The organism is Flavobacterium sp. HJSW_4, assembly GCF_042436695.1.
Taxonomy (GTDB): domain Bacteria; phylum Bacteroidota; class Bacteroidia; order Flavobacteriales; family Flavobacteriaceae; genus Flavobacterium.
The window spans coordinates 1-14,586 of record NZ_JBHNPP010000032.1 but is presented as its reverse complement, the minus strand read 5'-3'; the positions used below and the strand labels follow the sequence as shown (position 1 = coordinate 14,586).

General features: G+C 32.6%; 15 protein-coding genes and 1 tRNA gene. 7 read left to right on the top strand and 9 right to left on the bottom strand.

The window, feature by feature from the left end:
• Positions 1-4 precede the first annotated feature (4 nt).
• Together ACE01P_RS20935 and ACE01P_RS20930 are read right to left on the bottom strand one after the other, a co-directional pair.
• Positions 5-1,489, bottom strand: coding sequence for a GH3 auxin-responsive promoter family protein (locus tag ACE01P_RS20935; RefSeq protein WP_379700991.1), 1,485 nt, complete (start codon positions 1,487-1,489; stop codon positions 5-7).
• Positions 1,490-1,500: 11 nt separating this feature from the next.
• Entirely contained in the window at positions 1,501-2,007 is a 507-nt protein-coding gene (locus ACE01P_RS20930) for a peptidase (RefSeq protein WP_379700990.1), read from the bottom strand.
• Between the two features lie 212 nt (positions 2,008-2,219).
• Between ACE01P_RS20930 and ACE01P_RS20925 the strand changes: the two genes are divergently transcribed.
• The gene (locus ACE01P_RS20925; RefSeq protein WP_008465789.1) at positions 2,220-2,399 is read left to right on the top strand and encodes a twin-arginine translocase TatA/TatE family subunit; all 180 of its coding nucleotides are present in this window, start codon (positions 2,220-2,222) and stop codon (positions 2,397-2,399) included.
• Between the two features lie 99 nt (positions 2,400-2,498).
• Positions 2,499-3,899, top strand: coding sequence for a glycosyl hydrolase family 8 (locus ACE01P_RS20920; protein WP_379700989.1), 1,401 nt, complete (start codon positions 2,499-2,501; stop codon positions 3,897-3,899).
• Between the two features lie 68 nt (positions 3,900-3,967).
• Here ACE01P_RS20920 and ACE01P_RS20915 read toward each other — a convergent pair whose 3' ends face one another.
• The 3 genes from ACE01P_RS20915 to ACE01P_RS20905 all read right to left on the bottom strand — a co-directional run bounded on the left by ACE01P_RS20915 (position 3,968) and on the right by ACE01P_RS20905 (position 7,887).
• Positions 3,968-4,594, bottom strand: coding sequence for a hypothetical protein (locus ACE01P_RS20915; RefSeq protein ID WP_379700988.1), 627 nt, complete (start codon positions 4,592-4,594; stop codon positions 3,968-3,970).
• 222 nt (positions 4,595-4,816) lie between these two features.
• Positions 4,817-6,940, bottom strand: a complete 2,124-nt coding sequence (locus ACE01P_RS20910) for a Tex family protein (RefSeq protein ID WP_379700987.1) — start codon at positions 6,938-6,940, stop codon at positions 4,817-4,819.
• Positions 6,941-7,065: 125 nt separating this feature from the next.
• A complete protein-coding gene (locus ACE01P_RS20905; RefSeq protein WP_379700986.1) occupies positions 7,066-7,887 on the bottom strand; it encodes a Bro-N domain-containing protein in 822 nt (273 codons plus the stop codon).
• A 78-nt stretch (positions 7,888-7,965) separates the two neighbouring features.
• Between ACE01P_RS20905 and ACE01P_RS20900 the strand changes: the two genes are divergently transcribed.
• On the top strand, positions 7,966-8,235 hold the full coding sequence (locus ACE01P_RS20900) for a DUF1294 domain-containing protein (protein ID WP_379700985.1): 270 nt from the start codon (positions 7,966-7,968) through the stop codon (positions 8,233-8,235).
• Positions 8,236-8,386: 151 nt separating this feature from the next.
• Here the strand turns inward: ACE01P_RS20900 and rpiB are convergent, their stop codons facing one another.
• Together rpiB and ACE01P_RS20890 are read right to left on the bottom strand one after the other, a co-directional pair.
• Complete coding sequence (rpiB, locus tag ACE01P_RS20895) at positions 8,387-8,818, bottom strand: ribose 5-phosphate isomerase B (RefSeq protein ID WP_008465784.1); 432 nt, start codon at positions 8,816-8,818, stop codon at positions 8,387-8,389.
• Positions 8,819-9,621: 803 nt separating this feature from the next.
• Positions 9,622-9,855, bottom strand: a complete 234-nt coding sequence (locus ACE01P_RS20890) for a putative signal transducing protein (RefSeq protein WP_379700984.1) — start codon at positions 9,853-9,855, stop codon at positions 9,622-9,624.
• A gap of 110 nt (positions 9,856-9,965) precedes the next feature.
• Between ACE01P_RS20890 and rnr the strand changes: the two genes are divergently transcribed.
• The 3 genes from rnr to ACE01P_RS20875 are packed head-to-tail and all read left to right on the top strand — an operon-like array spanning position 9,966 to position 13,537.
• Entirely contained in the window at positions 9,966-12,149 is a 2,184-nt protein-coding gene (gene rnr, locus ACE01P_RS20885; protein WP_379700983.1) for a ribonuclease R, read from the top strand.
• A 24-nt stretch (positions 12,150-12,173) separates the two neighbouring features.
• On the top strand, positions 12,174-12,842 hold the full coding sequence (locus ACE01P_RS20880; RefSeq protein ID WP_379700982.1) for a head GIN domain-containing protein: 669 nt from the start codon (positions 12,174-12,176) through the stop codon (positions 12,840-12,842).
• Between the two features lie 14 nt (positions 12,843-12,856).
• The gene (locus tag ACE01P_RS20875) at positions 12,857-13,537 is read left to right on the top strand and encodes a LysE family translocator (RefSeq protein WP_379700981.1); all 681 of its coding nucleotides are present in this window, start codon (positions 12,857-12,859) and stop codon (positions 13,535-13,537) included.
• Positions 13,538-13,797: 260 nt separating this feature from the next.
• Here ACE01P_RS20875 and ACE01P_RS20870 read toward each other — a convergent pair.
• Both ACE01P_RS20870 and folB read right to left on the bottom strand, forming a co-directional pair.
• Positions 13,798-13,868, bottom strand: a tRNA-Cys gene (locus ACE01P_RS20870).
• 94 nt (positions 13,869-13,962) lie between these two features.
• A complete protein-coding gene (gene folB, locus ACE01P_RS20865) occupies positions 13,963-14,322 on the bottom strand; it encodes a dihydroneopterin aldolase (protein ID WP_379700980.1) in 360 nt (119 codons plus the stop codon).
• Positions 14,323-14,429: 107 nt separating this feature from the next.
• On the opposite strand from folB, the gene ACE01P_RS20860 reads away from it, so the two are divergent.
• Positions 14,430-14,586: glutamate--tRNA ligase family protein (locus ACE01P_RS20860; protein WP_379701019.1), on the top strand; the 157-nt coding region annotated here is incomplete at its 3' end.

Here is a 14,586-nt window from a genome sequence, read left to right as displayed (position 1 = left end):
AATTCTACTTCAAATTATCTGCAATATCTCTATTATTTGATAATCTCGGAATTTTATTCTGGCCGCCCAGTTTTCCTTGCGATTTCATGTAATCTTGGAATCCGTTTTTTGAAACTTTCGTGATAACTACTTTTCTTAAAACATTTCCAGTAATTAAATCTTCGTAATAAATGTTCTGCTTTCGCATTGAATTGTCAATCGTTTCAGCAAAAACCTCCATGTTTTCAGGCTCTTTTTCAAATTCGATCAGCCACTCGTGATAAGGCAATCCGCTGGCTGGCGTGATTTGCGGCGCTACCGTAAATTCGTTAATAACGATATTGGTAGAATTTACAGCTTCTTTCATCGCATTTTCGACTTCATTGGCAATTACGTGTTCGCCAAAAGCCGAAATATAATGTTTGATACGTCCAGAAACTATAACACGGTACGGAGCCAAGGACGTAAATTGAATTGTGTCTCCAATATTATATCGCCAAAGTCCCGCATTAGTAGAAATAATCAAAACGTAGTTTACTCCTACCTCAACTTCTCCAATTGTATATACTTTCGGATTTTCGTTAAAGAATTCGTCAGCTTTTATAAACTCATAGAAAATACCAGAATTCAAAAGTAGCAACATCCCTTTTTCTTTCTGTGAATCTTGATAAGCAAAAAATCCTTCAGAAGCTGGAAACAATTCGATGCTATCTACTTTTTTACCAATCATTTGCTCAAATTTGGCGCGGTATGGCTCGTAATTCACACCTCCGTAAATAAACAAATTGAAGTTTTTAAAGATCTCGCTAATCTGTTTTCCGTCGCTTTTTTGCTGTAAACGTTCAAAATACATCTGTACCCAAGACGGAATTCCAGAAATCACCGACATATCTTCTTTTATCGTTTCATCTACAATTGCATCTACTTTAGTTTCCCAATCCTCAATACAATTGGTTTCCCAAGATGGCATTCTATTCTTTTGCAGATATTTCGGAACAAAATGCGCTACAATTCCAGAAAGTCTTCCAAATTTAATTCCGTATTTTTCTGTTAGAATGGGACTTCCTTGTAAAAAGATCATTTTTCCGTCAACAAAATCGGCATTTCCGGTTTCATTTATATAATGAAGAATTGCATTTCGAGCCGCTTCTATATGATACGGCATTGATTCTTTGGTCAGCGGAATAAATTTTGCTCCAGAAGTTGTTCCAGAAGTTTTAGCAAAATATAATGGTTTTCCTTTCCAAAGAATATCTGATTCGCCTTTTACAACTTTTTCAACATATGGTTTTAAATCTTCATAATCTCTAACAGGCACACGTTTCTGAAAATCCTCAAAAGTATTTATCTGACTAAAGTGATGATCTCTTCCAAATTCGGTGTTTTGAGCATTTTCGATCAAACTTTTAAAAACCTTTTGCTGAGTTTCAACTGGTTTTTCGGCCCATCTAAGCGTTTGTTTATATATTTTTCGGGCAAAAATTTTCGCCGCAATTGACTTAATTGACATTTTCAGTGGTATTATTTTTTGTCACTTTTCTTTTTGTCTTGAGATTTTGCCTTCAGCTCTTTTTCAGTTTCAGAGACATCTTCTCTTAATTTTATTTCGGCATCAGATGCTTTCATATTTACATTTGAAGCATCTTCAACAGATTCTGTTAATATAGAATCTTTATTAAATTTTGAATATTCTAATTCTCCCTTCAAAACCTTCTGAATTCCTTTTATATAAGCTTCATTCTGTTTTAAAGCCGTTTCTAAAGAATCTGATTTAATGGACAATCTCGTAGCATTTCGTTTCAATTCTGTCGAAGAATATCCAGGAATAAATTCGCGAAGCGGGGTAAATGCAATGATGAAAGTAGTAACCAAAATTAGAAATATTCCGCCTAAAGTAAATGTTACGAATACATTCATTAAAGTAAGCTTAAAAGAAAAGATCTCTTCAAAAGTGTCTTCATTTAAAATTACTAATCGGTTTTTAATGAATAGTTTTTTCCTAAAATTCTTTTTCTTTTTCTTAGTCATTCTGCTTCTTTATGCTAGCAAATATAGTAATTAATCGTCATGATATTTATTCTAAAAATTTCATGAAGAGCTATAATTTACGATTTTATAAAATATTTAACGTGGTCTGATACAAATATTTTAAACTAAAAATACTTCTATTTCGTATATTTCTATATACCTTTGCGGAATAATTAAGAAAAACAATTTGCTTCGGCATTAAATATACAGTCATGGGAAGATTAGGTCTTACAGAAATCCTTGTAATAGTAGGTATTGTGATTTTACTTTTTGGAGGTAAAAAAATTCCAGAATTAATGAAAGGTTTAGGAAGCGGAATTAAGGAGTTCAAAAACGCTGCTAAAGACGATCAACCTGCTGCTTCTAAAAAACAAGAAGAAGAAACAAAATAAGAAATTCGAAAAACTTATTAAATCCCAAATTACAAAATGTAGTTTGGGATTTTTTTTATATCTAAAAATTCCTACTTTTAGAGTCCCAAATTTTTAGATATGAAAAACTTACTTTTCGTGATGGTTTTTCTGCTCGCAGCAGAAAGCCGGTCACAAACTCAGCCCTTTCCAGCCAATAAGGTATACGGAAACGGGATCATGGCTGCATCAAAAAATAGTCAAGATGCAGAAAACAATTACAAAACTTGGAAAATCAATTTTGTAGAAGAATGCAATAATGGACTGTACAGAGTAAAATTTGACAATCCAAGCGAAACTGTTTCTGAAGGTATTGCATACGGAATGCTGCTTTCTGCTTACATGGCCGATAAAGCTCTTTTTGATGGCTTTTGGCTTTATTACAAAGACAATGTAAATGCTAACAAAGTAATGAACTGGAAAATAAACGGTTGTTCTGGAGGAAAAGCTGGTGAAAACGGAGCTACAGATGCTGAATTAGATGCCGCTTTTGCCTTGATTGTTGCCGATTATCAATGGGCAAGCGCTGGAAACATCAATTACAAAAGTGATGCAAAAGCCCTTATTACTGCCATTAAAAATTATGAAGTTGAAGCCAATACTTATGTTTTAAAACCTGGAGATCAATTCGGCGGAAGCCAAATTACCAATATATCCTACTTCTCTCCTGCTTATTACAGAGCTTTTGGTGTTTTTACAAATGATACTGCCTTTTGGAATCAGGTTGCAACAAAGGCATATACGGTTATCAACAACAATTTGACAAAGAATAATGCTGTTGGCGGTTTAGTTTCTGATTGGTGTCAAGCCGATGGTTCTTATTCTTCTCAAGCTGGAGGTTATAACAATGCTGGCAAAACATATACTTATGATGCTGCAAGAACTCCTTGGCGAATTGCGGTTGATTATCTTTGGTATGGTACTCCTGAGGCTAAAGTCTATTCTAAAAAATCTTCAGATTTTGTACGAGTAAATCTTGGAGGTTCTCTTAATATAAAAGATGGTTATAACCAAAATGGAACCGTAATCGGACAATGGCATAATCCTACGTTTGTAGGTGCTTTTGCTTGTGCTGCAATGGGCGGCGAAGATCAAGCACATTTGAATGCTTCTTATGCCGATCTTAAAAACCTTAACGAGCCAAATAATTATTTTCATCAAACATTAAAAACATTATACTCCCTTTTACTAACAGGTAATTTCTATTTACCTATAAACGCCACATTGTCTAATGATACTTTCGATATTGAAAAATCTACAGTCACGCTTTACCCCAATCCGAGTGCTGATCGAATCACGATTAACGCACCTAGGGAATCTACTATCTCGATAATTTCTCCATCTGGAAGTGTCATTCATGAGCAGAAAACAACTTCAGAATTGACAGAAATAAATTTAGCCCACCAATCTCGTGGCATTTATTTTGTAAAAATATCCAATGATGATTTTAAAAACATCACCAAAAAAGTGATTTTGAAATAACTCTAAACTAAAAACGCCCAAATTACGAATTGTAATTTGGGCGTTTTTTTAAAAGATAATTCTATTTATTATTTACACTTATTTTTATCAAAAATAGCCGTAATCTGATTTAATACTTTATCAAGTTCAAATGTTTCCTTTTCTATTGCTTTGCTTATTTTAGCACAATCTGCAAATTCTTGCTTCGCCATTTTTTTCATAGTTGCATCTGTTCCGTATGATTTTACTACATTACCCATAGTATTGTAGCCAAAAACTAAATGATCTGTATCTTTTTTTCCAAAGAAATAAGAAGAACTAGCTGATCTGAAAGTATTTCTTCTGGCGTCCCCTTTATCAAAAATTTTACCGATTTTAAATTCTTTAGTATATACAATTTCAAACCAATGCTTTTTTTTGGAATTAGAAAATTTTCCTGAAAAAATACCAGCGCTTGTTAAATAAAGATGTTCCATTGTAAATATACTGCCTGATTCCGTGGTGTATACTATTGTAGTAAGATCAGTGCTAGGTATTTTTTCAGATTTTGCATCTTCATTAGCTCTAAAAGTAACTTTTGAGTCATCGTCTTCAACAAGTTTTGCTAGACCAGTTTTATTAGTTCCATCAGTAAAGTACAAAACTGCTTTAAGAAATTTTGCTTGCCCTACAGTTGAGCATAATAATGCTATTAGAATTAAAAAGTTTTTTTTCATGGGTATTTTCGGGGTTTTAATTTCGGGCAAATATAGTAGAATAGGTAAGAATTATTTTAAAGAATAAAGTTTCAACACATACATTCAATCTTTAATAAAGTTTAATTTACTCATTATCAAAAGTTTTTATAACATTCAAAATCTAAACTGATTACAACTAAAAACGCCCAAACTTTTGAAGTTTGGGCGTTTTATGTGGTGTCCTAATTATAATTTAGAATATTATAAAACCATTGTTAATTGAATTCTTTTTCTATCCTCATCAACTTCAGTTACTTTAACATCAACATGTTGGTGTAATTTTACCACTTCGTTTACGTCGCTCACAAAACCCGCTTTTAACTGCGAAATATGCACTAAACCGCTTTCTTTGATTCCGATGTCAACAAAACAACCAAAATTGGTGATGTTATTAACAATTCCAGGTAAAATCATTCCTGTTTTCAAATCTTTGATCGATTTTACATTCGCGTCAAATTCAAAAACCTTAGCAGATTTTCTAGGGTCCAATCCAGGTTTTTCAAGCTCTTTAATGATATCTTTTAGTGTAAGCAAACCAATTTCTGGTGTTACATACTTTTCGGCTTTAATAAGCGCTGTTTTCTCTTTGTTGGCAATTAAGTCATTTAGCGAAATATTCAAATCTTTCGCCATCTTTTCAACAACCGGATAAGCCTCTGGATGTACCGCCGAATTATCCAACGGATTTTTAGCGTTTGCAATTCTAATAAACGCTGCTCCTTGCTGATACGCTTTATCTCCTAAACGTGGCACTTTTTTCAGTTGTTTTCTATCTTCGAAAGGCCCGTTTTCAGAACGGTATTGCACAATGTTTTCCGCCAGCTTCTCCCCGATTCCACTCACATAACTCAATAAGTGTTTACTTGCAGTGTTGATGTTGATTCCAACCGAGTTCACGCAACGAATAACCGTATTATCTAATTCTTCTTTTAATTTCGTTTGGTCAACATCATGCTGATACTGCCCTACTCCAATTGCTTTTGGATCAATTTTAACCAATTCGGCCAACGGATCTGAAAGTCGTCTTCCGATCGAAACCGAACCACGAACCGTTACATCATAATTAGGGAATTCTTCTCTCGCAATTTTTGAAGCAGAATATACCGAAGCTCCCGCTTCTGAAACGATAAAAACTTGAACTGGTTTATCAAACGCGATTTTTTTAATGAAAAATTCTGTTTCGCGCGAAGCGGTTCCGTTTCCAATCGAAATCGCATCAATTTGATACGCATTTACCATAGAACGGATTTTTTTTATCGCCATAGTTTCCTCGTTTTGAGGCGCGTGCGGATAAATCGTTTCGTTGTATAATAAGTCGCCTTTTTCGTCTAAGCAAACTACTTTACAACCACTTCTAAATCCTGGATCGATTGCCAAAATACGTTTTTCTCCCAACGGCGGCGCCAATAATAACTGACCTAAATTGTTGGCAAAAACCTGAATAGAATTCGCGTCAGCTTTTGCTTTTGCTTCCTGTAAAGTTTCGTTTCCAATCGCTGGATTCAACAAACGTTTATAACTGTCTTCAATCGCTAGCTGTAAATGAGCCGTTGAATTATTTTGTTTTTTAATGATAATTTCGTCAATTACATCATATGCATCGTCGATATCAACATCAATTTTCATTTTTATAAAACCTTCATTTTCTGCACGAAGCATTGCTAATAAACGGTGCGCAGGCGCTTTTGTCAACGGTTCTTCCCAATCAAAATACTGATCGAATTTTTTTGCTCCTTCTTCTTCAGCTTTCTTTTTAACGACTTTTGTAGCAATAGTCGCTTTTCGCTGAAACAATCTACGAAGTTGTTTACGAACATAAATATTTTCGTTGATCCACTCTGCTACAATATCTCTTGCACCTTGAATGGCGGCTTCTTCGTTAATAACATTTTCATTAATATATTGCGTCGAAATAAAATCGATATCAGCATCACTTTCAGAGATAATTAGTTTTGCTAAAGGTTCAAGACCAAATTCGCGCGCAACATCGGCTTTTGTTTTTTTCTTCTTTTTATATGGAAGATAGAAATCTTCAATTTCTTGTAAATCAAAACTGTCTTCTATCTTTTTCTTCAATTCTGGCGTAAGTGCTTTTTGCTCTTCGATCGATTTTAAAACAGCTTCTTTACGTTTTATAAGTGTATCGTATTCTTTCTGCAATTTGGCAATCAGCTCAATAACAGTTTCATCAAGATTTCCCGTTGCATCTTTTCGGTAACGCGAAATAAACGGAATCGTACAGTCTTCCTCTAATAATTTTACTGTGTTTTGAATACTAACTGCGGGCGCCTGAACAGACTTGGCAATAAATTGAATATTGGTCATTCTTATTTTATTTTGAATAGCAAAGATGCAAAAGTGTTTTATAATTTTTGCAGCGTTTTTTATATATATTGTTGTTTTATACTAATTAAAATTAATATAAATCTTTTAAAAGTTTTAATTCTATTTTAGTCTAGATTTTTTTTACTTGGAGGTAAAAAGTTTTCTCCTGTTACCACACTTTTACCTGTTTTATCTTCCAGAGCTATTCGTGCATTTTTAGCAATAGAACCTCCTTTTTTACCCGCTTGCGCATTTTCTACTAATCCTTTTGCTTCATCACTTTCAGCGATCTGACGTGTAGAAAGCTCTGCCAGCGCCGTAAAAATTAATTCAGCTTCAGACATATGATCACGTAAATTTTGAGATTCCAATCCCTTTACTTCTTTATGTTTTTTAACAGATAATCCTGTCCATTCTTGATGAATAATATTTGTTAACAATGCAAATTCATCCTTTCCTTCAACACCAGATTCTTTCCAATAATCTGTCAGTTTATTTCTAGTCTCCTGTCCTGTCATTCTCTGTTGAATCCATTTCTCGCTTCGTCCCATATTTTGCCAGTTTTCACGAGCGCGATCTACACTTTGCGACGGGTCTCCAATTTCCTGAATCCTTTCATAACCTACTTTTGCCAACCATTGTTTAAAAGGTTCTGCTTTTGGAGAAGGAATAGATTGAATTAAACGCAATAAAGTTTCGGTATCTGCAGTATCTGTGAGACGATTTTTCCCGTCTTCTGCGAGCATTTTGAACTGTCGACAAAGTGTCGACAGTTCAAGTCCATCATCTGTTTTAACTCTAATTTTCATTTTATACCAATAATCTCTTGGATTGACACTATCAGTTAAAATTTGAATAACATCAATTACCGAAAAATACCAAATTTCATTTTCAGCGTCATAATGACTTCTTACCTTTTTTTCTTCAAATAATTGTATTGGACTCATATTGATTATAATTATATTTTTTGTTCTTACTTTGATGGAACTAAAATAATATCTTTGTACGAATTTTATTAATAATTTATGAGAATTTTATTACTTTATTTTTCGATTATAAATGTCATAGTTTTCATTTTAGCTGGATATGACAAATCTCAAGCCAGAAAAAATAATCGACGAATTCCTGAAAAAACCTTGTTTCTCATGGCTTTAACTGGAGGTTCACCAGGGTTATTAACAGCGATGTTATTCTTTAAACATAAAACGAGTAAAACTTCTTTTATTGTGAAGTTTGTAGTGATTTTAGCAATTCAAGCAACACTTATTATTGCCTTTCTAAACTATAAAAAGTAGATATTAACATTGTTAATAACTCAAAAAATAGTGTTTTATAAACAATTTAAATAACTGAATTATAATTAGTTAAATAAAAACCGGACAAATTTAAAAATCGGTCCGGTGTGTTTATGAATAGGTGCGCAGCACCGAATTTTTTTTTGACTTTTTACGCACAAGCGATTTTATTCACTCTATTTTGGTGTCTTCCACCTTCAAAAGCCGTATCAAGGAAAGTTTCAACGATTTCAACAGCCTGATGAATCGATGTGAATCTCGCTGGAATACTCACAATATTTGCATCATTATGTAAACGTGTTAAATACGCGATTTCTTTAGTCCAACATAAACCAGCTCTTACTTTCGGGTGTTTATTAACAGTCATTGCGATTCCGTTACCGCTTCCGCAGATTACGATTCCAAAATCAGCTTTTCCTTCAGATACATCATTGGCAACCGGATGTCCAAAATCTGGATAATCTACAGAAGCGTCAGTATCTGTACCATAGTTAGTTACCTCATATCCTCTAGCTTTCAGCATTTCAACAATTGCTTTTTTATATTCTGGTCCTGCGTGATCGTTTCCTATTGAAATTTTCATTTTTAATACTATTAAGTTGTGTATTGCAAATTTACTTAATAAAAAGATGTTTGCCACTAATTACACTAATTTTCACAAATTTTTTTCTTTTTAATTACATTCTCAACAATGCAACTATAATTAGTGTACATTCGTGAAATTCGTGGCATAAAACCTTCGTTTTACAACTATCTTACTTTCAAATATTTATGAGGTTATTAACATTTTTGATAACTATATAACTATCTCATAATCAATAAATAAAATTCAGAATATTTGTTAAAATTTTGAGGTGTTAATAGCAGTTCGTAATTCGTTGATATTCAATTAACTTTAAGTTAACAGAAAATGTTAATAAGTTCGAAAAGAAAATTAGAAGTTTTTTTTGGTTGTTTCGAAAAATTCCATAATCCAAAACTGGAATTTAATATGCAAGAAAAGTTTCGTGAATTTTTGGAAAAGTTATCAATATCAAAAATACCATTTTCAACAGAAATCAACATATCAACTTATCTACAAAATCAATTCATTTTTGGTTGTCAACCGTTGTTAATTAAAATACAAAAAGTCTTATAAATTAATCATTTAACTAAAAATAACTATGTTGATAACTCAGAATAACTAAGAGAAACTTCATTTCAATACTTTTAAAAATAAATTTATTCGACATATTAACACACTATAATAACCAACAAATTTTTTTAAATTTTTAAAAATCTTTTTTGTTGTATTTAATATATGTTGAAAACTAAAAAAGGTTGAAAAGGAAAAAAAATTTTTTTGAATTGAATTTTACTCTGTTTTGAATTTGTTTGAATTTTGTTTCAGACGATTTTGAGAGGGTTGTTGAGATTATCCAGAATTTCTTGAACTTGATCGAAATCGTTTGGATGAACTTTGAGTTTGATGCCACCAAGCGCATTGGAGTAAAACGGCATAACGGAGAGTGTCATTTCGTTTTCGAAAAAATAAGGGATTCCTTCTTGTTCCAGTAAGTGTTTGAGAACTACGGTTTCGTGCAGATAATTGAATACGGCGATCGTTTTAAAGCTTTCCATTTTAGGTCTTTTTGTAAATGTACGAAAAGTTATATTTTTAATAATTCTATTTGCTAAAAAGTATTATCTGATATCTTATTTGTAATTTTAAGCCTTATTAGAAAAGATATATGAGTAAGAAAATTAGAAAGCCGATAAAAAAGGAGAAAGATTTCTCTGGAAAAATACTTAAAATTTTATCGCAAAATGCTAATAAACCTTTCAATTACAAACAAATAGGAGCTAAGCTAGAATTAGACGATACCAATAGCAGAAATCAGATTATAAAAGATTTAAAGATTCTTGCAGCTCAAAAGAAGATTATAGAAACAGAACCTGGAAAATACTTAGTCAAAGCAGTTAGCCAAGATTATTACGAAGGAACAATAGATATGACGAGTAGAAAAACGGCATATTTTGTTTGTCCTGATTTTTCAGAAGATGTTTTTATTCCTACCAATAATTTGAATCGTGCATTAGACAAAGACAAAGTAAAAGTTTACGTTTATAACAGAAGAAAAGGAAAAAGACCTGAAGGTGAAGTAATTGAAATTATTGAAAGAGATAAAACAGAGTTTGTAGGTGTAATAGATATGCAGCCAAATTTTGCTTTTGTATCTACTGCAAATCCTAAAATGTATACCGATATTTTTATTCCAAAGGATAAAATTGGTGAAGCAGAAAATGGAGATGTAGTTTTAGTGAAGATAGAAGATTGGCCAAAAAGAGCTGATAGTCCGTTTGGATCTGTAATTCGAGTACTTGGAAAACCTGGAGAACACAATACAGAAATTCATGCAATTTTAGCAGAATATGGTTTGCCATCTGATTTCCCAGTAGAAGTAGAGGTTTTTGCACAAAAACTGGATACTTCAATTCAGGAATCTGAGATTGCAAAACGTCGTGATATGCGTGATACACTTACGTTTACGATTGACCCGAAAGATGCAAAAGATTTTGATGATGCCTTGTCTTTCAAAAAGTTAGAAAACGGAAATTTCGAAATTGGTATTCACATTGCTGATGTTTCCTATTATTTAGAAGAAGGTACGATTCTGGATGATGAAGCGTATCAAAGAGCTACTTCGGTTTATTTGGTCGATAGAGTAGTGCCAATGCTTCCTGAAGTATTGTCTAACTTTGCTTGTTCGTTACGTCCGAATGAGGAGAAATATACTTTCTCTGCAGTATTTGAAGTTTCTCCGACAGCTCAAGTTATTAACCAATGGTTTGGAAGAACTGTAATTTATTCAGATCAGCGTTTTGCTTACGAAGAAGCTCAGCATATCATTGAAACAAAAGGAAATAATACAATTCCGGTTGATATTTCTATTACTGGAGATTCTTATGTTGTTTCAGATGAAATTGTTGAAGCGACTTTAAAACTAGATGAATTAGCGAAGATTTTAAGAAAGAAAAGAATGCAGCAAGGTGCCATTTCTTTTGATAAAGTCGAAGTGAAATTTAATCTGAATCAAGAAGGAGAACCTGAAGGTGTTTATTTCAAAATATCAAAAGATGCCAATCATTTGATTGAAGAATTCATGCTTTTGGCTAATAGAAAAGTAGCTGAATACATTGGAAAGCAAAAGAAAACCTTTGTTTACCGTATTCACGACGAACCAAATGAAGACAAACTAATTGCGATGCAAAACGTAATTGCTAAGTTTGGTTATAAAATTGATTTTAGAACAAAAGGCGATATAGCAAAATCTATCAATGCTTTGATGGAAGAAGTAAATGGTAAGAAAGAACAAAATCTTATTGATACTCTTGCGATTAGAAGTATGAGTAAAGCCAAGTATTCGACTGATAATATTGGTCATTATGGTTTAGCTTTTGATTATTATAGCCATTTCACATCGCCAATTCGTCGTTATCCAGACGTTATGGTACACCGTTTGTTACAATATTATTTGGATGGAGGAGCTTCTGTAGACGAAGAAACCTACGAAACAAAATCGTTGCATTGTTCTAACATGGAAAGTTTAGCTACTAATGCTGAACGAGATAGTATTAAATACATGCAGGTTAAATACATGCAGGATCATCAGGACGAAGAATTCCTTGGAGTTATTTCTGGTGTTACTGAATGGGGAATTTATGTTGAAATCATTTCAAACAAATGCGAAGGAATGGTGAGAATCAGAGAGATAAAAGAGGATTACTATACTTTTGACGAAAGGCAATATGCTTTGGTTGGAGCTAATTCTAATCGTTTATTGCAGTTAGGAGATGAAATTTATGTGAAGGTAAAAAATGCCGATTTAGTTAAAAAACAACTGGATTTTCACTTTTTGAGAAGAGCAGAATAAAATAATTAATTTAAAAATAAAAGTATGAGAAAGCTAATTATAGGAGCAGCAATTTTATTTGTACAAATGTCTTTTGGTCAGGTTACCAAAGAGTTGGGTGATTTTGATACCGTTAAAGTGTTTGATAAATTAAGCGTAAAGTTAGTTCAAGGATCTGAAAATAAAATTGTTATAAAAGGAACAAGAGAAGCAGAATTAGAAGCTGTTAATAAGAATGGTATTTTAAAATTAAGAATGCCATTTCCAAAACTTCTATCTGGAAATGATCTTGAAGTTACTTTGTATTATAAACATATAGAATTGATTGATGCTAACGAAGGAGCAACCGTAACAAGCAATGAAGCTATTAAAGCAACTTCGTTTAAAGTAAGTGCACAAGAAGGTGCAATTATAAATGTTGATTTAGATGTTGATAAGTTAAAAGTAAGCTCAGTATCAGGAGGTTCGATTACATTAACTGGTAAAGCTGCAAATCAAGATGCAAGTTTAGGAGCTGGAGGTTATTTACTAGCAAGTAAATTGGCCACTTCTCAGACTACTGTAAGTGTTTCTGCGGGAGGAAAAGCAGATGTTAATGCTTCTACCCTTGTGGATGCAAAAGTGAGCGCAGGAGGCTCTATTTACATTTATGGAAAACCGAAACAAATTAATCAGAAAACAGTTTTTGGAGGTAAAATTGAAGAAGTAAAATAACAAGTCGTATTTTGATGATAAATGATATTTTGGCTGGACTGCCTTGGGGACTTTTTCTAAGCTTTATGGTAGGTCCGGTATTTTTTGTACTATTAGAAACCAGCATTACAAAAGGATTTAGAGCTGCATTGGCTTTTGACTGTGGCGTTGTATTAGGTGATATTTTTTTCATAGCAATCGCATATCTAGGAAGTTATAGGTTAATTTCTAGCTTAAAAGATAAACCAGCACTGTTTATTTTTGGAGGTATAATTATGCTGGCTTATGGCATAATCTCTTTTGTTAAATTGAAAAAAGGAGAAAAAATAAATGACGAAGAAATCGATCGTGATATTATTAAAAGAAATTACGGGAGTTTATTCGTAAAAGGTTTTTTACTTAACGTTATTAACATTGGTGTTTTAGGTTTTTGGTTAGCGGTAATTATTTCAATTGGTCCAAAATTGCAAATGCAGACTCCAAGAATGATGACCTTTTTTGTTTCTGTTATCGTTGCCTATTTGTTAGTTGATTGTATTAAAATACTTTTAGCCAAACAGTTAAAATCTAAAATGACACCGATAAACATTCTAAAAATTAAAAAAGGAATTAGTATTGTTTTAATGGTTTTTGGAGTAGTGTTGATAACTCAAGGTTGGTTTCCAAAAGAGAAAGAAATGGTTAAAAATGCTTTCGAAAGAATAGAAAAGAAGTAGTTGTTAATAACTCTAATTATATCAAAAAAGCCTCTGATTTTCAGAGGCTTTTTTGTGTTTAGAACTTTGTCAAGGTTGACTATTTACAGATTCAGTTTGTCATTTCTGACAAGATTGTGATGAAAAAATCAGACATAAAAAAAACTTCAAATTGCTTTGAAGGTTTTTAAGGCATCGTTCGGATTCGAACTAAATATTTTAATTAATTTTTTCTAAAAATTAGGCATAAAAAAAAGAGACACATTTCTGTATCTCTTTTGAGGCATCGTCCGGATTCGAACCGGAGTAGGAGCTTTTGCAGAGCCCAGCCTAGCCGCTCGGCCACGACGCCATTACTTGAACGGTTGGCAAAAGTAACTAAAATCTTTAAATTTCAAAAGTTTCAACTAAACTATTTTAAAAAAATACAGATTTAATTTGAACGATTACTTTCTAATTTCCGTCATTTTTATAGTAACTGACTCAACATCACCACCAATAGGAGGATTAATTTTAGAAACCCAAACGGTTGTTTTTTCTACAGTTTCTATCTCTTCCAGCACTCGAATATTGATTCTTTTGGCTACATGTTCTAATAAATGCGAACGAATTGCCATTTCTTCAGCTACAATTTTGTTCAAATGTACGTAGTCAACAGTGTCTAAAAGATGATCTGTTTCGGCTGATTTCTGTAAATTAGTTTTAATTTTTAGATCAACAGTATAATCAGATCCAATTTTTCCTTCTTCAATTAAACATCCGTGGTAAGAAAAAGTACGGATATTTTTCAGTTTTATAACTCCCATTTTTATGTTGTTTCTAGTTTCAAATTTCAGGTTTTACGCCAGTTAGATAACTTTAAATCTGAAAGCTGAAACCTTTTTTTTATCTTTGCTAAAATTACTATAAAATAATGGCATCAGAAGAGAAATCACTCAATTTTATTGAACAAATCATAGAGGAAGACGTAAAATCAGGTCTTTCAAATACTAAACTTCGCTTTCGTTTTCCACCAGAACCTAATGGTTATTTACACATTGGGCATGCAAGTTCTATTGCTTTAAATTTTG

Excerpts from the sequence above, each read along its gene's own strand:
- ACE01P_RS20935 (WP_379700991.1), bottom strand. The coding sequence starts at position 1,489 with ATGTCAATTAAGTCAATTGCGGCGAAAATTTTTGCCCGAAAAATATAT.
- ACE01P_RS20930 (WP_379700990.1), bottom strand. The coding sequence starts at position 2,007 with ATGACTAAGAAAAAGAAAAAGAATTTTAGGAAAAAACTATTCATTAAA.
- ACE01P_RS20925 (WP_008465789.1), top strand. The coding sequence starts at position 2,220 with ATGGGAAGATTAGGTCTTACAGAAATCCTTGTAATAGTAGGTATTGTG.
- ACE01P_RS20920 (WP_379700989.1), top strand. The coding sequence starts at position 2,499 with ATGAAAAACTTACTTTTCGTGATGGTTTTTCTGCTCGCAGCAGAAAGC.
- ACE01P_RS20915 (WP_379700988.1), bottom strand. The coding sequence starts at position 4,594 with ATGAAAAAAAACTTTTTAATTCTAATAGCATTATTATGCTCAACTGTA.
- ACE01P_RS20910 (WP_379700987.1), bottom strand. The coding sequence starts at position 6,940 with ATGACCAATATTCAATTTATTGCCAAGTCTGTTCAGGCGCCCGCAGTT.
- ACE01P_RS20905 (WP_379700986.1), bottom strand. The coding sequence starts at position 7,887 with ATGAGTCCAATACAATTATTTGAAGAAAAAAAGGTAAGAAGTCATTAT.
- ACE01P_RS20900 (WP_379700985.1), top strand. The coding sequence starts at position 7,966 with ATGAGAATTTTATTACTTTATTTTTCGATTATAAATGTCATAGTTTTC.
- rpiB (WP_008465784.1), bottom strand. The coding sequence starts at position 8,818 with ATGAAAATTTCAATAGGAAACGATCACGCAGGACCAGAATATAAAAAA.
- ACE01P_RS20890 (WP_379700984.1), bottom strand. The coding sequence starts at position 9,855 with ATGGAAAGCTTTAAAACGATCGCCGTATTCAATTATCTGCACGAAACC.
- rnr (WP_379700983.1), top strand. The coding sequence starts at position 9,966 with ATGAGTAAGAAAATTAGAAAGCCGATAAAAAAGGAGAAAGATTTCTCT.
- ACE01P_RS20880 (WP_379700982.1), top strand. The coding sequence starts at position 12,174 with ATGAGAAAGCTAATTATAGGAGCAGCAATTTTATTTGTACAAATGTCT.
- ACE01P_RS20875 (WP_379700981.1), top strand. The coding sequence starts at position 12,857 with ATGATAAATGATATTTTGGCTGGACTGCCTTGGGGACTTTTTCTAAGC.
- folB (WP_379700980.1), bottom strand. The coding sequence starts at position 14,322 with ATGGGAGTTATAAAACTGAAAAATATCCGTACTTTTTCTTACCACGGA.